We start from the raw sequence: 19,247 nt of genomic DNA, 5'->3' as shown, positions 1-19,247 counted from the left end.
AGGTGGTATTTATATGATTAGGTGGATTGTTATTGCAGCACTTACCCTTGGCATTGCCGGCACAGCTTTTTGGGGCTATCAGGAGAATCAGGAAAAAAACGCAATTCTAATACAGGCCGAAAATAATTACCAGCGTGCTTTTCATGACTTATCATACCATATGGATTTGATGCATGATAAAATAGGCACAGCTTTAGCTATGAATTCGGAACAAAGCCTATCCCCTCAATTGGTGGATATCTGGCGGCTTTCCTCCGAGGCTTTGACGGATGTTGGCCAGCTGCCACTGGGACTATTGCCCTTTAACAAAACGGAAGAATTTCTTTCCAATATAGGGGATTTTACCTACCGGACAGCAGTAAGGAATTTGGAAGATGAACCATTATCGGATGAAGAAACAGATGCATTAAAAGAACTTTATGCCCAATCAAGTGAAATTAAAGATGATCTAAGAGAGATTCAGCATATTGCCCTCGATAATAATTTGCGATGGATGGATGTACAGCTGGCCTTGGTCAATGAAGAAGCACAAATAGACAACACCATTGTTGACGGGTTTAAAACAGTGGAAGAGACAGCTGGATATTTTTCCGAAACAAACGTGGATTCTTCCATCATCGGTACCTCCGCCCGGGAACATGAGTATAAAAACATAACCGGAAATCGAATTAGCGAAGAAGAAGCTTTGGAATCAGCCAAAGACCTTATTGAAGTGGAAAATGACGATGATATAATGATAACAGAAAGCGGGGATGGCTCTGAAATCCCGTTATACAGTATTTCCTACAGAGATGAGGACAAAAATGCCTATATGGATATGTCCCAACAGGGGGGACACCCGTTATCGCTACTCGTAAACAGACCTATTCAAGAAATAGAAATCAGCTTAAATGAAGGGTTGGAAGAAGCAGAAGCATATTTGGAGGAATTGGGATTGGAAAATATGACCTTGTTTCAAAGCAGCCAATATAACAAGATGGGACATTATTCCTTTTTATATGAAGAGGGAGATGTACGGATTTTCTCTGATGCACTGGAAGTTAAAGTGGCACTGGATGACGGGGAAATACTCGGCTTTACCGCCAATAATTACTATATGAATCACACGGAAAGGGACATACCCGACCCGGAAATATCCGAGGAAGAAGCAAAGGAAATGGTTAATTCAAACGTAGATATTCAGGAAGAATTTCTAGCCGTAATTGACAATGATTTGGGTGAAGAGGTATTAACGTATGAATTTCTGGGTGTGATGGATAATGAGACCTACCGAATATTTATTAATGCCATGGATGGCAGAGAAGAAAAGGTTGAAAGACTGGATGGAACGGAAATAAATTATAGTGACGGTTTTTAGAGGGAAGGCAAAAGCCTTCCCTCTTTTAGATTTTTCTGTGATAATAGGTATAAACTCATGTTTTTCGATGAGCGGGGCGGGAAGAGATGAAAATAGGCGCTATGCTTTATATGGAATGCAGAAACAAGGACGCAGCCTAAACGTACCTGCACTTGCCATAAAAAATGCCAAAAAAAGAAGATGTAAAACGAGTACAACGCCGGGAGTTTGTGCGTGTTAAATCCGCCGTGGATGTTGCTGTTCATTCTGAGACGGATCTTTTGACCCATTTACGACAGTTACCGATGATATAAGCGGAGGTGGAATGTCCATTGTCATCCCGGAAGGTACTGCCCTGGATGTAAACTATAAAAAACATTTATTTCTGGATGGTTTTGGAAATGAAAAATGGGGAATATCAATACCATCATATTAAATCAAAATTAGTACATATTAATAAACAAAGAAACGGACTGCAGCTTGCATCCTTGAAATTTGTGTCAGTAACGCATGATATCAGGCAGCAAATTATCCATTACTGCTTTGATAAGCAACGGGAGGCAAGAAAGAAAGAGTGGCAGTCCTTCTAACATATAAAATCTTGTTAAATGAATATATTCGGATATTAATCAATTGATCAGCCAATGAATAACTAAATTATAGATAGACCGGCTTTCCCGGAATATGTTATATTAAATATAGAATATAAACTTGGCAGCCCGTCAAGTTTTTTTCAACCAAGAAAAAGATTTTGATGGTTACCGAGAGGAATGACTTTTTTTCATGGATAAAAAAATAGCAATAGCAATTGATGGTCCGGCAGCTGCCGGTAAAAGTACAGTGGCAAAAATAGTAGCCCACAGCCTTTCCTATATTTATATTGATACAGGCGCCATGTACAGAGCGCTCACCTTGAAAGCAAGCAAACTTGAAGTTCATTTTCACGAAGAAGAAAAGTTAATCGAGCTTTTGCAAAAAACCAAAATAGATTTAAAACAGGCTGAGGATGGACAACTCGTATATATGGATGACAAAGAAATTACGGGCGAGATAAGAACAGAAGAAGTAACCAGGAATGTTTCTTACGTAGCTGCACACCCAAAGGTCAGACAGGAAATGGTAAAACGACAGCAGGCATTGGCTGAGGGTAATGGGGTAGTAATGGACGGAAGAGATATTGGTACTCATGTACTTCCCCATGCGGAAGTGAAGATTTTTCTCAAAGCTACTGTAGAAGAAAGGGCAAAAAGAAGATATGAAGAACATTGCCAGAAAGGATATCCTGCTGATCTGGAAAGATTGAAGAAAGAGATTGAACAACGGGATCAGCTTGATTCAGAACGGGAGACAGCACCGTTAATAAAAGCTGACGATGCTATTGAGATAGACACAACTTTTCTTTCCATCAACGAGGTGGCCCAGGAAATATTATCCATAGTTAAGAGTAAAAACAGCTCTTAAAGGATTTAAAAGTAATAATCCCGACCGGGGATTGGCAGATTAATTTAAGTTTGTGAAGATGCGGGTATGGATAAAATATTTCTGCATAAAATAACTTTTACTTGACAAATAATTGTAATTGTTAGAAGTTATAGAAAGAACTTTATATCAATGACTGGCAATTTATATATGGTCACAGTAAAATAAAAAGAAAATTACAAGTCAATTTTTTAAGACGAAGTTTTTGAATTGTACATAGGAGGGTTAAGGATATGAGTGAAGCAAACAATGAAATAACCGAAGTGAAAGTAGGCGACATATTAAGCGGTACCGTTGTAAAAGTAGAAGAGAAGCAGGTACTTGTTGATATTGGCTACAAAACCGAAGGAATACTGCCCATCAGTGAATTGTCAAGCCTTCATGTTGAACAGGCAAGCGAGGTTGTTAATGAGGGCGATGAACTGAAAGTGAAAGTAAAAAAAGTGGAAGATGATGAAGTAATTATATCCAAACGTGCGATTGATGCAGAGAAAGCATGGGAGGAGCTGGAAGAAAAATATAACAGCAATGAAGTTTTTGAAACCGAAGTTAAGGATGTAGTTAAAGGCGGGCTTGTTGTAGATGTCGGTGTCCGCGGATTTATCCCTGCTTCATTGGTTGAAACCTATTTCGTCGATGATTTTTCCGATTATAAAAATAGAACGCTAAGCGTAAAAATAGTTGACCTTAACCAAGAGCAGAACCGTGTTATACTTTCCCACCGCGCCGTAGTCGAAGATGAATTAAATGCAAAGAAAGAGGATTTGCTGCAGTCATTGGAAGAGGGGCAAGTGATTGAAGGAACGGTTCAGCGTTTGACGGATTTTGGCGTTTTCGTTGATATAGGCGGGGTAGACGGACTCGTTCATATTTCACAATTAACACACGGACATGTGGAAAAGGCATCCGACGTCGTTTCAGAAGGCGATAAAATAAACGTTGAAGTACTGTCTGTGGATCGGGATAATGAACGAATTTCCCTGTCCCATAAAAATACGCTTCCAGGTCCCTGGACGGATATCGAAAATGAAATTTCCAAAGGAGATACTTTGGAGGGAACCGTAAAGAGACTGGTAAACTTTGGGGCTTTTGTGGAAGTGAAACCCGGTGTAGAAGGTCTTGTTCATATTTCCCAAATTGCCAACCGCCATATTGGAACACCGCAGGAAGTATTAGAAGTGGGGCAGACCATTCAAGTAAAGGTTCTTGATGTAGATGAGCAGGCGCAGCGTATTTCCTTAAGTATTAAAGAGTTGGAAGTGGAACAGGAAAAAGATGATTTCAAACAATATGAAAAAGATGAAGATCAATCCGGCTTTCAATTCGGCGATTTTATCGGTGATAAACTAAATAAATATAAATAATAATCTAAAAGAATAAGTTTTTAACATATTGCCCAAAAGTCTTTCCATTCCGGAAAGACTTTTTTTGTGGGATTTATAAAATTGAAATGTGGATTTAAGGAAAGTTTTAGCATAGGAAAAAAGTGAAACTTTTGCATTCATTAAAAGACAAGTGAATGCAGGTTTTACAATGTTTAGGATTTGCTCTTTTTACCAATACTGCTAATGGCAGGTGAGCAAAATGACTAGCGGTTTGTTGTTTTACTGGTTCAGCTGGATTCTTATAATAAGTATTCTCTTCTTTATGAAAAAGAACAACAAAAGAAAAATATTAGCCTATTGGGTGCTGTTCGTTATTATTTGTTCCAATTTCTATCAGGAAATCGGATTTTACCATATTTCCGTATCCTTTTTATTAATCATGACAGGTTCGGCAATATGGATGATTAAGCTGCCCCGTTTGATGTATCAGCTACTATGCTCATTCACCGTTGCCATTCTATATACCGCTATTCATTTCTGGCTGCATATCGCACCGGTATGGCTGTTTTTGCCTATTATTGCCATTATCGCTCTTTCATGCAGTTTATTTACCGTATTGCTTGTGAAAGAAGCTGAGTATAGAAAAGCAATATGCCTATTTGGCATTTCCTGCGGTGAAATTCTTTACAGCATTACAATGAGCAGTTACGGTTTCCAACGGTCAATCGGGGAGATGGTTTTCTTTGATTATATTGCAGGCATTCTATTGATTTTTGCAATTTTAGGCATACTGCAATATACAACTGTTAAAATAAACAATTTGGTAAAACAAATACAACTGAGGTGGCAAAATGAATGAATATATTTTTCCCATATTATTTGGCATCATTGCAGGCACCATAGCAAGGGTCGTTATGTTACGTACAGACTACCGACAATACCCTACATACTTGCATGGCAGAGTAATTCATTTATCTTTGGGTTTTATTGCTGCTTCTCTTGGGGCAGTGGCAGTTCCGGCTATTATGGAAATGGAATTTACTGCGGTAACCTTTTTGACAGTGGCTGCAACACAATTCAGGGAAGTCCGGAATATGGAGAGAAATACCTTAACCGAAATAGATGAGTTTGAGCTTGTCCCCCGTGGTAAAACCTATATAGAAGGGATTGCGCTTTCTTTTGAAAGCAGAAATTACCTTGTAATTTTTACTTCTTTAATTGGTACGTTATTCTTTCTGGTTTGGCATATATATGCTGCGATTGTCGGTGTTCTCTTATGTATGTTGATATCAAGAGGGTTAAGGAGCGGCTCCACAATCAAAGATGTCGTTGATATAAAATATCATAATTTGCATTTTGAAGGTGCAGGTTTATATGTTGATAACATATACATCATGAACATCGGTTTACCGGAAAGGCAGGAAGAAATACAAAAATATGGAATGGGGTTTATCCTGACACCAAAAAATATGAATGAAATTAATACTGTTGGAAACCTTGGACAAAGACAGGCTATCTTACACGATGTATCCGTGTCTCTAGGTATATTTCGCGATTCCGGAACACCTGCACTCACTCCTTTGATTAAACGGGATCTGGATGATGGGAGACTGGGTGTGTTCATTCTCCCACAGATCAGGAGCAAGGAAAAAGCAATGAAGGTAATCGGTGCTGTTCCTGTATTGGAGAATGCCATTCGTATGCCATCTGAAAAAGGAGGCAAATAATCAATGGATTTGGAAAAAGCGATTCTTGCTGTAATTACTACCAATGAATCAAAAATTGCAGGAGGCGCCCCCATATTTCTTTGTGAAGATGAGAAAGAGGCTGAATACGTGTCCGCCAACCTGGAAGCTATATTAGACGGAATTGCCCACGCACTCAGCGACGAATTATATATTATTGTAAAACATTGAACAGAGGGACGGTGTTTCTAAATTGTGAAGTGTCCTTTCTTTTGCTAGAATGAATAAAGCAATCAATATGTTCGTTGGAGAGAGTGGATGCTTATGAGAAAATCGGTTGTTGCAATTGTTGGAAGACCAAATGTTGGTAAATCAACTATTTTTAACAGGCTGGTGGGTGAAAGGATTTCTATAGTGGAGGACATTCCCGGTGTAACGCGGGATCGAATTTACGCAGAGGTGGAATGGTTAAACTCCACATTTAATATAATTGATACAGGCGGAATAGAAATTACGGATGAACCATTAATGGTTCAAATGAGACACCAGGCTGAAATCGCGATAGATGAAGCAGATGTCATTATTTTTCTGGTCAATGGGAGGGAAGGAATAACAGCTGCCGACGAAGAAGTGGCAAAAATCCTTTATAAATCCAATAAACCTGTCGTCCTTGGGGTCAATAAAATAGACAACCCCGAGATGCGGGAAAACATTTATGAATATTATTCACTCGGCTTTGGAGAGCCTTTTCCTATTTCAGGATCGCATGGTCTGGGGCTGGGAGACTTATTGGATGCTGTCATCGAAAAATTCCCGGAAGAAGATACATTAACAGAAGATGATGACACCATTTATTTTAGTGTCATCGGCAGACCAAATGTAGGCAAATCTTCTTTGGTAAATGCACTGTTAAACAAAAATCGCGTTATAGTCAGTGAGATGGAAGGAACGACACGCGATGCCATAGACAGCCGGCTTAAAATGCAGGATCAGGATTTTGTCATTATCGATACTGCGGGTATGCGCAAGCGAGGCAAAGTATATGAAACAACGGAAAAATATAGCGTTCTAAGGGCTTTAAAAGCAATAGAGCGATCCGATGTGGCAGTAATCCTGATTGATGCGGAAACCGGCATCAGGGAGCAGGATAAAAAGGTTGCCGGATATGCCCATGAAGCAGGCAGGGCAGTAGTGATCGCTGTGAATAAATGGGATACGGTGGATGCCAATGAAAAATCCATGAAAGAATTTGAAGAAAAAGTCCGGTTCAACTTTCAATATCTGGATTATGCTCCCATTGTCTTTTTGTCGGCAAAAACAAAAAAACGTATCCATACATTGATTCCTGCCATTAAAACAGCCAGTGAGAACCATAGCAAACGGGTGCAGACAAATGTGCTCAATGATGTAATTATGGATGCCATTGCCATGAACCCTACACCTACCTTTAAAGGCAAACGTCTGAAGGTACTTTATGCAACACAGGTGGCAGTAAAACCACCTGCCTTTGTCATATTTGTCAATGATCCGGAACTGATGCATTTTTCCTACGAGCGATTTTTGGAAAATAAGATAAGGGAAGCATTTGGCTTTGTCGGAACACCGATAAAGATATTTTCGAGAAGAAGACAATAAGGGAGGAGAGATTATTGGCAAATATCGCAGTTTTAGGGGCGGGAAGTTGGGGCACAGCGCTGAGTATTGTATTGGCGGATAACGGCCATCATGTCAAATTGTGGACTTATCGGAAAGAACAAGCGGAAGTGATTAATGAAACCCACCGGAATGAACAATACTTAGACGCAGACATCCCCAGGCAAATAAAGGCTTACAGCAATTTGCAGGAAGCCATTGATCATATGGAGGTTATCGTTCTAGTCGTTCCGACAAAAGCAATACGGGAAGTAAGCAGGAAATTAAATGATATTTTACCTGCTTCCGTCAAACTCATTCATGCCTCCAAAGGAATTGAGCCTGTCACTTTGAAACGGGTATCGCAAATGATTGCAGAAGAAATAACAAACTATGCCGAGAAGGATATTGCTGTATTGTCCGGACCGAGTCATGCAGAAGAGGTGGGGTTGAGACAGCCTACATCTGTTACCGTTGCTTCCGAAAACGAGGAGAATGCAAAGTTTGCTCAAACTTTATTCATTAATGATGTATTTCGTGTTTATACAAGTACAGACATTTTAGGGGTTGAGCTTGGTGGTGCTTTGAAAAATATTATTGCTCTGGGCGCCGGGATTTCAGATGGTCTGGGATATGGAGACAATGCAAAAGCTGCACTTATTACAAGAGGGCTTGCCGAAATAACCCGATTGGCAGCTTCCCTGGGTGCAAACCCGCTCAGTTTCCTCGGACTCTCAGGTGTAGGTGACTTAATTGTTACCTGTACCAGTGTGCACAGCCGAAATTGGCGGGCCGGCAACTTATTGGGGAAAAATCATAAATTGGAAGATGTTTTAGAGCAAATGGGAATGGTTGTGGAAGGAGTAAGAACGGTAAAAGCAGCTCATGAATTTGCCAAAAAACAAAATGTGGAAATGCCTATCACCGCTGGTATTTACAAAATTCTTTATGAGGAAATGAATCCAAAAACTGTTGTGGAACAGCTGATGAACCGTAACAAACGTGATGAGATGGACGATTTATCCAAATTATTGTCGGAACGGTATATGTCATAACACGTAATATTTCTCCTTGCATATAATATGTTTGAACAAAGATAAGCAAGGAGGAGAATACGTGAGTAATTTTCAAAAAGGACTTTTTGATAAGTTACAGGAAAATGCAAACATTAACCCGGAAGATGTATATAAAGTGGCGGATTCCGTAAAAAACGCAGATTTCACCGATGAAAAAACGGTGCGAAAACTGGTACGTCATTTATCCAAAATGGCCAATAAGCCGGTATCAAAGGAAAAAGAAAATAAAATTGTAGAGTCCATTACCAAAAATAATATGCCTGCGGATATGCAATCCTTGAATCAATTATTTAAAAAATAGCTTTACTTGGGCAAGTGAGTATACATCGAGCTATATACTTGCATAATATAAATCGCACAAGCATTCATGGATAGAGCCTGCGAGGACATTATTTAGTCAAACCGGGATGAAGCCGCCCCCCTTCATTCCGGGTTTTTAATTGTAAAAAGTTTCATATGCATTTTAAAAAAATGAAAAAAGATATATATATATCTGAAAGATGTCTCTTGTGTTATAATACCCAATGGAACCTGTGTCTTTCATCGTTATCATTACCAGTATGGAGTTACATATCAACTTATCAAAAAAGGCTTTTACACAGTTTTCCGTGGGACAAGCACTGGAACATGGAATTAAAAGTAAATTGCCTTGCCATAACAGGAGTGAAATAAATGAGTGAAGCTATGCTGAAAATGTACATCTCTTTTGCAGGGATGGCTTTCCTCATTCTGGCCGTTGTTTTGATTTTATTTAGCAGGTATAAGCTAAATGGCTGGATTAGAGGAATTGTATCTCTTCTTGCCTATGTTTTTTTAATATTAGGCAGCTTAATTATCTTTTACATTGTCTTTAGCGGTCCAACAAGGTAAAGCCAGTAAGGAGGCTCTTACATGAAAAAAGCACGTACCTGGTTTTCTATCATGATCATGTTCATTTTAAGCGGCTGCCTTTATCCGGAAAGTGAACTGGCAAAAAACCAGACGCCCAACGAAGATCAACTGCAAATGGTTCAAAGTGCTGTTGAGGAATATCAGGAAATAACAGGTGGTCTCGTCCCAATACAAACCAAACCAAGTGATACACCTATATTTCAAAAATATTTAATTGATTTCACGGTATTACAGGAAAATAATATACTTACGGAGATACCGGGAAATGCCTTTGAAAACGGAGGAGTGTACCAATATACACTGATTACACCTGATGATGATCCACAGGTGAAATTGATTGATTTGCAGGTCACGGAAGCCCTTCGCAGGGTGAATGTTCAATTGAATAATTACAGGGAAAGAAACATTTATCCGCCATTCGGAAGAGAAATTGGGGATCATATTTTCACCGTGGATTATGAAGAGTTGGGCATGGACGAACCTGCAACCGTCAGGAGTCCATATTCCAATGAGAATCTTCCCATTGTAATGAATGTGGATGGTGAACTTTTTATAGATTACCGTATAGACTTACAAAAAGCTTTAAACGATTTTGATCATGATTTTGAAGAAGGAGATGATATACGCTATCTGCTTGCGGAAAATACGCCGTTTGTACCCGCATATTCATTTCCTTATACAATTGAGGATGGAGAACCGGTTTTTTCTCCCTAACTGTAAATAAATATCATATTCACACCCTTGCTACATATATTGTTGCAAGGGTTTTTTTTACGCTTTTACCGGAACGGGCACTTTCTTACAGCATAACTGCAGCCATGATTTGCAGCCACTGCTGAACCTGAATCATAAAACATACAGATTATTGACGGGCCGTTAATTATGAAACCTTTTAATTCTTTGCACATATTTAAGTCATAATTTGATAGGACAACATCATAGACTTGTAATGTCAAATATTCGCAGTCTGTTCGTAATAAAAAAGCAATGGGATCGGGAGGGGATCTTTTGGAAAGAGTTGATATTTTTAAAGATATTTCGAAACGGACGAATGGAGATATTTACCTTGGTATTGTAGGAGCCGTTCGGACCGGCAAGTCAACTTTTATAAAGAAATTTATGGAGTTGGTTGTATTGCCGAATATCGAAGAGGAAAGTGAACGAGAACGGGCACATGATGAATTGCCGCAAAGTGCTGCCGGGAAAACAATTATGACCACGGAACCAAAATTCATTCCCAATCAGGCAGTATCGGTTCAGGTGGAAGAGGGGCTCGATGTAAATGTCCGGCTTGTGGACTGTGTGGGTTATGCCGTAGACGGAGCAAAAGGGTTTGAGGATGAAGATGGCCCCAGAATGATTAACACCCCTTGGTATGAAGATCCAATACCATTTCACGATGCAGCAGAAATAGGGACGAGAAAAGTAATACAGGAACATTCTACAATAGGGGTAGTGGTAACAACCGACGGTACAATTGGCGACATTCCAAGAAATGAATATGTAAATGCGGAAGAAAAGATTGTAGATGAATTAAAAGAAGTCGGAAAACCGTTTATCATGGTCGTTAATTCCATCAGCCCCACAAGTCAGGAAACAGAGTTGCTCAGACAGGAGCTGAGTGAAAAATATGATATGCCTGTACTTGCCATGAGTATAGAATCCATGACTGAGCATGATGTTTACAACGTATTGCGCGAATCACTTTATGAATTTCCGGTTTTGGAAGTGAATGTAAACCTTCCCAGCTGGGTAATGGTATTAAAAGAAGATCACTGGTTAAGGGAAAGTTACCAGGAAGCGATTCAGGAAACAGTTAAAAATATTAAGCGTCTGCGGGATGTAGACCAGATAGTTGGCGAGTTTCCGGGATTTGAGTATATTGAAAGAGCTAACCTTGCTGGGATGGAAATGGGAGAAGGTGTAGCCGAAATTGATCTTCATGCACCGGATCATCTTTATGACCAGGTACTGAAGGAAATTGTCGGTGAAGAAATCAGGGGGAAAGATCATTTACTTAAATTAATGCAGGTTTTTTCCCATGCAAAAAGGGAGTACGATCAGGTTGCAGGTGCCCTGCAAATGGTGAAACAAACAGGCTATGGCATTGCTGCGCCTACATTGGAGGACATGGTGCTTGATGAACCGGAAATTATACGGCAAGGTTCCCGCTTTGGTGTAAGATTAAAAGCAGTGGCACCTTCCATTCATATGATAAAAGTGGAAGTGGAATCAGAATTTGCGCCAATCATTGGTACGGAAAAACAGAGTGAAGAACTCGTGAGGTACTTAATGCAGGACTTTGAAGAAGATCCTTTATCCATTTGGGAATCGGATATTTTTGGAAGGTCACTGAGCTCCATTGTCAGGGAAGGAATACAAGGAAAAATATCTCTCATGCCTGAAAATGCAAGATACAAATTAAAAGATACCCTGGAGAGAATCATAAACGAGGGATCTGGAGGACTTATAGCAATCATTCTTTAGCAGCTGATTATCGGCTGCTTATTTTTTTGGGCAAAAAAAGAAATATACTAAACTTTTTCCTGAAACAGCAGGAATTTCTTTCATTACGTCGTATTACTTTAGTAACGCCGATAAATCCGCACCAAAACAACAACGGGGTGACTTTGGAAAAAAAATCCAATTCATATACGTAAATGGAGGTTTTTTTATAATTTATATGTAAAAATGGGTACTTTTTGTTGAATTTTACGGCGAACTCAGTTAATATAAGCCATGTCACACCATGAATAACGTGACACCCAGTATAAAACCTGACAAAAAGGTGAACAAATGATGATAAAAAGATCTATTTGTTCCAAAGTCTATTTAATTGATTTGGGAGGAGGTGAATATCATGAATAAAACAGACTTAGTAAACGCTGTTGCTGAAAAAAGTGAACTTTCCAAGAAAGATGCCACTAAAGCAGTAGATGCAGTTTTTGAATCTGTCATGGATTCACTGAAAAATGGCGAAAAAGTACAGTTAATCGGTTTTGGTAACTTTGAAGTACGCGAGCGTTCAGCTCGAAAAGGCCGTAACCCTCAAACAGGGGAAGAAATTGAAATCCCGGCCAGCAAAGTTCCTGCATTTAAACCAGGGAAAGCCCTAAAAGATAGTGTCAAATAAATACTACATAGGGCGGCGAAAAAGGATACGCGATAGCGTATCCTTTTTTAGCAATTAATTACTTTAAAAACAATGCGGTTTACGCATGTTGCCTATTACCGCTTCCGGCAATTTCTTCCACAGGTTGCAAGACGATGCATGAACATTGAATAGGATGCCAGGTAAATCGTAATATGCAGTTCTAATAATTGACAATACAATTATTATAAGACATTATTTAGATAGAAATCAGGGTAGTGTAAAAAGTTCTATGAAAAACAAGTGAAAATAAAATACTTGTCACTTCGCTGATCTGAAACGTCTAAAAACAGTCTAAGAAATAAGAAATTAGCTTTTAAGACTTGTACTATAAATAAAAAAAGACATACCAAATAAACCGATGAAACTGCGGTTAATTATCCTTCCTTGTTTGCTGCTTCGCATGGTCTCAGATGAATGAGAGGTAGTCAAGGAAAGCACTTGACAACCTCACATCCATCTAAGGTAATGTCGCCAAGGCAAACAAAGGAAAAACTCTGGTCAGGAAAATTCAATCTAGGATGCCTGCTTGTCAACCACGAAATCCTGAGCCATGTCAATTAATTTCACCCATCTTTCGGGCATATTAGGCATTCTTTTAAGCTCTGGGATGATCACAGGAGATTTATACTCTAGTGTGGCATGTGGGCGCAAGAAATTGAAATACGCCACAAAAAGTGTCACATAAGAGACGGAGCCTGCCTGAGAACCAAACCCGGTTGTTGCTCGATAATTGCCTTTGAACGTACGATTTAACCGTTCAATAATTTGTTTTAAGGGACGATATTCCTTTGAAACTGGATCATCATTGGTTAACCCAATTACTTTATGAACATCAAAGTGAATGCCATGTTGAGCGAAATAGTGCTGTGCCAGAATGTAAATGGGATTGCCATCTACGACAAACATTAGATCCTCAGGTATTTTCTTGAACTTTTGAAGCACCTGATCCAAAGCTTTGATGGCTGACAATGTATCACGATTTGGTGAGACAGGGTACGATAGAATAATTTTTTTTACCGCATCAAAGAAAAAGAACAAGTAGTGCCATCGGCCCTTTACACGAATATATGTCTCATCACCACAAAAGCTATTAGACAGTTCGTAAGGATAGTGATCGACAAACGGTTTTGTGATGAGAGCAACACTATTCATGTAATTCAATATTGTCTGGTGTGAAACTTTAACCTGGTGCACATCGAACATCAATGCAGCTGTTTTACGAGCTGAAAGCCCGTAGTTCACATGATAGGTTAAGATTAACCCAAGTGTATGTGACGAAACGTAAATGCGTGAAAGATCAACCTTGGGTTTCACGGGAGTATCCTTGGATAACGGTTTAAAGTCAAAGTGAAATTCCCGAAAGATGTACCGGACTTTAAATGCCTGCGGATCTTGTTTAAAACGTTTCTTTTCTTCTTTCGACATTTGCTGGATTTTCTTTTTGTAGTACAAACAGTTATCGTTTTTACACTTAAAAACGTAGAAGTCTTTACGTTCCTTGATCTTTTCTAAGGTTTTTAAACAATGTGGGCATTTAAGGACAGCTTCTTTCAGATACCGGTTTTGTTTACTAAACAGACATGCACACACTTTACATTGATACTGACCTTTTTCACCATTGTTGGCATATAAATAGGCTTCAGGTGCTGAACATTTAGGGCAAGTCATCATCGTTGGTATGTTAACCACACTATTTTTATGACGTTTGACTGGTTTTAGTTCCTTTCCATGGGTAGCTTGATAATCTTTCAGAAGTTCCTGATAATCCAGTTTTTCCAGGGTTTCAATCACTGGCATATCATCAACTTCTAATTTTCGATAAGGCTTATTAACAGGTTCATCAAATAGGTCTCTGGCAACAGACTTACCAAGAATTATTCCTAAGAGACCAAAAATAATTTTCTCTTGAAACTTGATATAAGCAAGCAAATAAGTTATAAATTGAGGTAACAACTTGTCACTTCCTTTTTAGGCGTTTTTGGGTGTGTGGTTACCTCATTAATAGCCTATTTTTAAGGGGGTGGCAAGTTTTTTCGTTAAAAAACGCTTTAGAACAACAAAAACACAGGTTTTTACTAAGAAACTTTTGACAATACGGAAATCAGCGGAGGAGGGTATACATGAAAAATTCAGCAGTTACATCTGATTTTTTTGTTATAAAGGCACTGGAGGACGGAGTGAATGTAATTGGACTGACCCGTGGCACGGATACACGCTTCCATCACTCGGAAAAGTTAGATAAGAACGAAGTGATGATTGCACAGTTCACAGAACATACATCAGCGGTTAAAATACGTGGAAAAGCTGTTATACAAACGAGTCACGGGGAAATGGAGAATTAGGGGTAACAAGTAGTCACCTGTTTATGGCAAATTTCCTTATTATCGCTCAGTCTTAATTTATGTTATAATAACCAAAGCCAAAAGGATGACTGAAAGGGCCAGGGTGATTTCTTTGACTAATTCCAGTTTAGACATACAGCATGTCAAAAAAGAAATTAAAAACAAAATAAAACATACATATTTAAATAAACATATACCGAACCCTGAGATTGATGAAGAGAAGCTAATATTGTTATCCGCTATAATCAATAATAGGGACATGCCTTCATTCCAAAAAGAAAGGTATATCGTGACCACAATGCTTGTCCAGATCGCTTTGGATATACATGAAACGGTCCCGGTTTTTAATGATCAGGAAAACAAGGAAAATAAGATAGCCAGGCAATTAAAAGTTCTGGCAGGAGACTATTACAGCGGACTGTATTATTTCCTGTTATCCGAAATAGAAGATATTTCTTTGACACATCATTTGGCAGCAGCCATTAAAGAGATCAATGAACATAAAATGAGAATGTATTATAAAGAAATGAATTCATTTGATGATTATATTTATATAAAGCATAAAATAGAATCCATACTTATTATGCGGGTTGCAGAGTTCTTAAATGAGAAGACAGTAAAGTCTATTGCCGGGGAATGGGTCCTCTTTCAACTGCTGCTGCGGGAAAAGCAGGCACTGAATCAAAACACCCCTTTTTATGAAGCAGCGCTAAATAACTATAAAAATAATCTCAGCCCTTCTCTGCTGATTAATATGCAGCTAAAAGAAAGTATACGGAGGATCAGGGGATTATTGGAAAAGAATGAGGACTATCCTTTCTTTTTGATAAACCATATTGAAAAAGCACTCGCAGAACAGTCTGACTATATAGCCTTTAGTGCGGAAGAAGGATAACCATGAAAGAACAAACAAAAGAAGAACGTGTACATCGTGTCTTTGAAAAAATATATAAAAACTATGATTCCATGAACTCTATTATTTCATTCCAGCGCCATAAAGCATGGCGAAAAGATGTGATGAAGCGAATGAATGTGGAGAAAGGATCCAAAGCACTTGATGTCTGTTCCGGGACCGGCGACTGGTCAATATCATTGGCAGAGGCTGCAGGAGCAGACGGGGATGTTATCGGTCTGGATTTTAGCAAAAACATGCTATCCGTAGCTGAACAGAAAAAGCAGGAAATGAACTTAACCCAGCTTGAGTTTATGCATGGAAATGCCATGGAACTGCCTTTTGAAGACGAAGTATTTGATTATGTTACTATCGGTTTCGGACTTCGAAATGTACCCGATTACCGGACGGTTTTGGAGGAAATGTACCGTGTCACCAAGCCGGGCGGGAAAGTAGTATGTCTGGAAACGTCGCAACCGACATTAATAGGTTTCAGGCAATTATATTTTTTTTACTTTCGATTTATCATGCCTATGCTTGGCCGGTTATTTGCAAAAAGCTATAAGGAATATTCCTGGCTGCAGGAATCTGCCAGGGATTTTCCCGATAAAAAAGCACTGCGGCAAATGTTTTTGGAAGCCGGATTTTCAAAGGTTCAAATTAAAAGCTATACAGGCGGGGTTGCCGCGATGCACATGGGCTTTAAGAATAGTCCATAATATGCTGCCGGCTGCAATTTGGACACCTATTTATAGCGATTAAAGGTGACATACATGAAACTAGCTAAAACTTATGGATATTTAAAGAAAGACCTTGATATCATTGAAAAATCAATAAACGAGGTAATACAAGCGGAACACACGGTATTACGCCAAGCATCAACAGCATTATTACAAGCAGGCGGGAAAAGAATAAGACCCGTATTTGTATTGTTAAGCGGTCAAATCGGCACGCTTGATATGGAAAAGATTAAAACTGTCGCTGTATCCTTGGAATTAATTCACATGGCAACCCTGGTCCACGATGACGTTATTGATGACGCTGACCTGCGCAGGGGGAAACCGACGATCAGATATCTTTATGGCAACAGGGTAGCCATGTATACCGGGGATTATATTTTGGCGAGGGCACTGGAAAATATTACCAAACTTCACGAAGCAAGAGTACACCGGATTTTATCAAAAACCATTGTACAGGTGTGTGTAGGGGAAATAGAACAAATAAAAGATAAGTATAATTGGGACCAAAACCTTCGGGATTACTTGCGCCGTATAAAAAGAAAAACAGCACTGTTAATTGCCGCCAGCTGCAAACTGGGGGCTATCGTAAGTGGCGTTTCGGATAAAGATGCTCACAGGCTTTATTTATATGGCTATTATATTGGGATGTCCTATCAAATTATTGATGATATTCTTGATTTTACCTCTTCCTCAAAAGAACTCGGAAAACCGGCAGGAAATGACCTGCTCCAGGGTAATATTACATTGCCTGTCCTGCTGGCCATGCAGGATGATTCGTTTGACGGATTGGTACGGAATATGTTTACAAAACCTGAAGAAGTAACAACAGGAGATATTACCCACCTGATCCATGAATTAAAAAATACAGGGTCCATAGAGGCATCCTATAAACTCAGTGATCTTTATTTACAAAAAGCGTTAAACGTACTGAATCCTCTTCCGGACAATCGTGCAAAGCAAACACTGAAGAATATTGCCCATTATATTGGAAAAAGGCGATCGTAAATAAATTGTTATTCCGTAAAAAATCTGATAAAATTTAAAAGGCTGTACTTAAGCAGCCGACTACATAGAATGGCTAATACAAAAAAACTTGCAAAGAGGTGCAGACAATGGAACAAACATTTTTAATGGTGAAACCTGATGGTGTCCAGCGTAACTTAATCGGAGAAATCGTTCATCGCTTCGAACAAAAAGGCTTTAAGCTTGCCGGAGCAAAGTTGATGATGGTTTCCGAGGAATTGGCTCAAAAACATTATGCCGAACATAAAGAACGTCCTTTTTTTGGCGAACTGGTTGAATTTATTACTTCAGGACCTGTTTTTGCCATGGTATGGGAAGGAGAAAATGTTATCGGAACTGCCAGAGACATGATGGGCAAAACCAATCCTGCAGAAGCTGCTCCAGGCACGGTACGCGGTGATTATGGCATTACTGTTGGCAAGAACATCATCCATGGATCTGACTCCGGTGAAAGTGCGGAACGGGAAATCAGCTTGTTCTTTAATAAAGAGGAATTGGTTTCCTACACAAAACAGGATAGTGCGTGGATTTATTAGAAACTTGCTTTGTTTCGGCTTGTAGGGGTACACTCTCGCCATAAAAAAGCTAAAAATAAAAGACTATCCCAAAAAGAAATTTCCGGGGATAGTCTTTTTTCTGCTTGTTAGGTATTCAAAACGACCAACAGGAGCTGGAAGTATGGTTTACGATGCGACAACATACAGCGAACCTCAATTGCTCCTACTTGCGCGAGTGCAAAACGGTGTCTATGCTGTTGGTTCGAACAAACAATGAAAGAGGATCAAAAAATGAAGGACGATTATAATGAGTTTATCGGCCAGGTATTGGTGAAAACCGGTATTGATTTAAAGCTTTATAAGGAAAGGCAAATGAAACGCAGAATCACGTCTTTAAGAAATAAGCACGGGTATCATAACTTTTCAGCCTATTTCAAAGCTTTGGAAACGAATCAAACACTTTTTACAGAGTTTATTGACCGAATGACAATTAACGTATCCGAGTTTTATAGAAACCCAAAAAGATGGCATGTTTTAAAAGAAAAAGTTCTGCCTCAAATATTAAGGAGCACCCCTTCATCTGCTTCTTTAAATATTTGGAGTGCCGCTTGCTCTACCGGTGAAGAACCATACAGTACGGCTATCATGCTGAAAGAATATTTCCCCCAGGTCAATTATCGTATTCTTGCTACCGATATTGACGAGAAAGCACTGAAAAAAGCTGAGCAGGGTGTGTTTTCGGAACAGGCAATCAAAGAAGTCCCGCCGGCATGGAAAGAAAAATATTTTACTCAAAAAGACGGATCGTTTTCAGTCACGCCTTCGATAAAACGAAATATAACTTTTAAAAAACATAATTTGTTGCGGGATGTCTATCCGCAAAATATCGATTTAATTATTTGCAGGAATGTGTTAATTTATTTCACTGATGAAGCAAAAGAGCATATATACAGTAAATTCTCATCTGCTCTCAGAACAGAAGGTGTCTTATTTGTCGGAAGTACAGAACAAATATTTCACCCTGCAAAATATCAATTCCGTTTAATAGATACGTTTTTTTATCAAAAAGGGTAAGGAATAAGCTTATCAGCTGACACTGGTAAGCGTTTTTATTTTTCTTTTTCGATATTTTGCACCAAAAACCTTGTAATGTATGATATAGTTATTAGAAAAAA

20 protein-coding genes are annotated in these 19,247 nt (G+C 39.0%); 19 read left to right on the top strand and 1 reads right to left on the bottom strand.

Going from position 1 to position 19,247, the window contains the following annotated elements; genetic code table 11:
- Positions 1-13: 13 nt before the first annotated feature.
- The 13 genes from ypeB to ACZ42C_RS04650 all read left to right on the top strand — a co-directional run bounded on the left by ypeB (position 14) and on the right by ACZ42C_RS04650 (position 12,557).
- Entirely contained in the window at positions 14-1,357 is a 1,344-nt protein-coding gene (ypeB, locus tag ACZ42C_RS04710) for a germination protein YpeB (protein WP_461180660.1), read from the top strand.
- 762 nt (positions 1,358-2,119) lie between these two features.
- The gene (gene cmk / locus ACZ42C_RS04705; RefSeq protein WP_461180661.1) at positions 2,120-2,797 is read left to right on the top strand and encodes a (d)CMP kinase; all 678 of its coding nucleotides are present in this window, start codon (positions 2,120-2,122) and stop codon (positions 2,795-2,797) included.
- A 251-nt stretch (positions 2,798-3,048) separates the two neighbouring features.
- Positions 3,049-4,179, top strand: a complete 1,131-nt coding sequence (gene rpsA / locus ACZ42C_RS04700; RefSeq protein ID WP_461180662.1) for a 30S ribosomal protein S1 — start codon at positions 3,049-3,051, stop codon at positions 4,177-4,179.
- 220 nt (positions 4,180-4,399) lie between these two features.
- Complete coding sequence (locus ACZ42C_RS04695) at positions 4,400-4,999, top strand: YphA family membrane protein (RefSeq protein ID WP_461180663.1); 600 nt, start codon at positions 4,400-4,402, stop codon at positions 4,997-4,999.
- Positions 4,992-5,867, top strand: a complete 876-nt coding sequence (locus tag ACZ42C_RS04690; RefSeq protein ID WP_461180664.1) for a YIEGIA family protein — start codon at positions 4,992-4,994, stop codon at positions 5,865-5,867. The genes ACZ42C_RS04695 and ACZ42C_RS04690 overlap by 8 nt, the downstream gene beginning before the upstream one ends.
- Positions 5,868-5,870: 3 nt before the next feature.
- Entirely contained in the window at positions 5,871-6,056 is a 186-nt protein-coding gene (locus tag ACZ42C_RS04685) for a capping complex subunit for YIEGIA (RefSeq protein ID WP_461180665.1), read from the top strand.
- Positions 6,057-6,149: 93 nt separating this feature from the next.
- Positions 6,150-7,460 carry a ribosome biogenesis GTPase Der gene (der, locus tag ACZ42C_RS04680; RefSeq protein ID WP_461180666.1) on the top strand — a complete coding sequence of 437 codons (1,311 nt, stop codon included), beginning with the start codon at positions 6,150-6,152 and terminating at the stop codon, positions 7,458-7,460.
- A 14-nt stretch (positions 7,461-7,474) separates the two neighbouring features.
- Complete coding sequence (locus tag ACZ42C_RS04675; RefSeq protein WP_461180667.1) at positions 7,475-8,512, top strand: NAD(P)H-dependent glycerol-3-phosphate dehydrogenase; 1,038 nt, start codon at positions 7,475-7,477, stop codon at positions 8,510-8,512.
- 61 nt (positions 8,513-8,573) lie between these two features.
- Complete coding sequence (locus ACZ42C_RS04670) at positions 8,574-8,834, top strand: stage VI sporulation protein F (protein ID WP_461180668.1); 261 nt, start codon at positions 8,574-8,576, stop codon at positions 8,832-8,834.
- A gap of 371 nt (positions 8,835-9,205) precedes the next feature.
- Positions 9,206-9,403, top strand: a complete 198-nt coding sequence (locus ACZ42C_RS04665; protein ID WP_461180669.1) for a DUF2768 domain-containing protein — start codon at positions 9,206-9,208, stop codon at positions 9,401-9,403.
- 21 nt (positions 9,404-9,424) lie between these two features.
- Entirely contained in the window at positions 9,425-10,138 is a 714-nt protein-coding gene (locus ACZ42C_RS04660) for a hypothetical protein (RefSeq protein ID WP_461180670.1), read from the top strand.
- A gap of 294 nt (positions 10,139-10,432) precedes the next feature.
- Entirely contained in the window at positions 10,433-11,911 is a 1,479-nt protein-coding gene (gene spoIVA, locus ACZ42C_RS04655) for a stage IV sporulation protein A (protein WP_461180671.1), read from the top strand.
- A 373-nt stretch (positions 11,912-12,284) separates the two neighbouring features.
- Entirely contained in the window at positions 12,285-12,557 is a 273-nt protein-coding gene (locus ACZ42C_RS04650; RefSeq protein ID WP_010650679.1) for an HU family DNA-binding protein, read from the top strand.
- Positions 12,558-13,091: 534 nt separating this feature from the next.
- Here ACZ42C_RS04650 and ACZ42C_RS04645 read toward each other — a convergent pair.
- Positions 13,092-14,531 carry an IS6 family transposase gene (locus tag ACZ42C_RS04645; protein WP_461183814.1) on the bottom strand — a complete coding sequence of 480 codons (1,440 nt, stop codon included), beginning with the start codon at positions 14,529-14,531 and terminating at the stop codon, positions 13,092-13,094.
- Between the two features lie 167 nt (positions 14,532-14,698).
- Between ACZ42C_RS04645 and mtrB the strand changes: the two genes are divergently transcribed.
- The 6 genes from mtrB (at position 14,699) to ACZ42C_RS04615 (ending at position 19,146) form a co-directional block, all read left to right on the top strand.
- Positions 14,699-14,920 (top strand): trp RNA-binding attenuation protein MtrB, encoded by a 222-nt coding sequence (gene mtrB, locus ACZ42C_RS04640; protein WP_461182750.1) that lies wholly within the window; start codon positions 14,699-14,701, stop codon positions 14,918-14,920.
- A 112-nt stretch (positions 14,921-15,032) separates the two neighbouring features.
- Positions 15,033-15,815, top strand: a complete 783-nt coding sequence (locus ACZ42C_RS04635) for a heptaprenyl diphosphate synthase component 1 (RefSeq protein WP_461182751.1) — start codon at positions 15,033-15,035, stop codon at positions 15,813-15,815.
- A 2-nt stretch (positions 15,816-15,817) separates the two neighbouring features.
- Positions 15,818-16,531, top strand: a complete 714-nt coding sequence (gene menG / locus ACZ42C_RS04630; RefSeq protein ID WP_461182752.1) for a demethylmenaquinone methyltransferase — start codon at positions 15,818-15,820, stop codon at positions 16,529-16,531.
- A gap of 54 nt (positions 16,532-16,585) precedes the next feature.
- On the top strand, positions 16,586-17,557 hold the full coding sequence (hepT, locus tag ACZ42C_RS04625; protein ID WP_461182753.1) for a heptaprenyl diphosphate synthase component II: 972 nt from the start codon (positions 16,586-16,588) through the stop codon (positions 17,555-17,557).
- 107 nt (positions 17,558-17,664) lie between these two features.
- A complete protein-coding gene (gene ndk, locus ACZ42C_RS04620) occupies positions 17,665-18,111 on the top strand; it encodes a nucleoside-diphosphate kinase (protein ID WP_461182754.1) in 447 nt (148 codons plus the stop codon).
- Positions 18,112-18,363: 252 nt separating this feature from the next.
- The gene (locus tag ACZ42C_RS04615) at positions 18,364-19,146 is read left to right on the top strand and encodes a CheR family methyltransferase (RefSeq protein WP_461182755.1); all 783 of its coding nucleotides are present in this window, start codon (positions 18,364-18,366) and stop codon (positions 19,144-19,146) included.
- The last annotated feature ends 101 nt before the right edge of the window (positions 19,147-19,247 follow it).

Source organism: Virgibacillus kimchii (assembly GCF_055379185.1).
The sequence above is the reverse complement of the archived record's forward strand: the minus strand, read 5'-3'. Positions and strand labels throughout refer to the sequence as shown.

What these genes read in the sequence shown, in the direction of transcription:
- ypeB (WP_461180660.1), top strand. Translation starts at nt 14, where the DNA reads ATGATTAGGTGGATTGTTATTGCAGCACTTACCCTTGGCATTGCCGGC.
- cmk (WP_461180661.1), top strand. Translation starts at nt 2,120, where the DNA reads ATGGATAAAAAAATAGCAATAGCAATTGATGGTCCGGCAGCTGCCGGT.
- rpsA (WP_461180662.1), top strand. Translation starts at nt 3,049, where the DNA reads ATGAGTGAAGCAAACAATGAAATAACCGAAGTGAAAGTAGGCGACATA.
- ACZ42C_RS04695 (WP_461180663.1), top strand. Translation starts at nt 4,400, where the DNA reads ATGACTAGCGGTTTGTTGTTTTACTGGTTCAGCTGGATTCTTATAATA.
- ACZ42C_RS04690 (WP_461180664.1), top strand. Translation starts at nt 4,992, where the DNA reads ATGAATGAATATATTTTTCCCATATTATTTGGCATCATTGCAGGCACC.
- ACZ42C_RS04685 (WP_461180665.1), top strand. Translation starts at nt 5,871, where the DNA reads ATGGATTTGGAAAAAGCGATTCTTGCTGTAATTACTACCAATGAATCA.
- der (WP_461180666.1), top strand. Translation starts at nt 6,150, where the DNA reads ATGAGAAAATCGGTTGTTGCAATTGTTGGAAGACCAAATGTTGGTAAA.
- ACZ42C_RS04665 (WP_461180669.1), top strand. Translation starts at nt 9,206, where the DNA reads ATGAGTGAAGCTATGCTGAAAATGTACATCTCTTTTGCAGGGATGGCT.
- ACZ42C_RS04660 (WP_461180670.1), top strand. Translation starts at nt 9,425, where the DNA reads ATGAAAAAAGCACGTACCTGGTTTTCTATCATGATCATGTTCATTTTA.
- ACZ42C_RS04650 (WP_010650679.1), top strand. Translation starts at nt 12,285, where the DNA reads ATGAATAAAACAGACTTAGTAAACGCTGTTGCTGAAAAAAGTGAACTT.
- mtrB (WP_461182750.1), top strand. Translation starts at nt 14,699, where the DNA reads ATGAAAAATTCAGCAGTTACATCTGATTTTTTTGTTATAAAGGCACTG.
- menG (WP_461182752.1), top strand. Translation starts at nt 15,818, where the DNA reads ATGAAAGAACAAACAAAAGAAGAACGTGTACATCGTGTCTTTGAAAAA.
- hepT (WP_461182753.1), top strand. Translation starts at nt 16,586, where the DNA reads ATGAAACTAGCTAAAACTTATGGATATTTAAAGAAAGACCTTGATATC.
- ndk (WP_461182754.1), top strand. Translation starts at nt 17,665, where the DNA reads ATGGAACAAACATTTTTAATGGTGAAACCTGATGGTGTCCAGCGTAAC.
- ACZ42C_RS04615 (WP_461182755.1), top strand. Translation starts at nt 18,364, where the DNA reads ATGAAGGACGATTATAATGAGTTTATCGGCCAGGTATTGGTGAAAACC.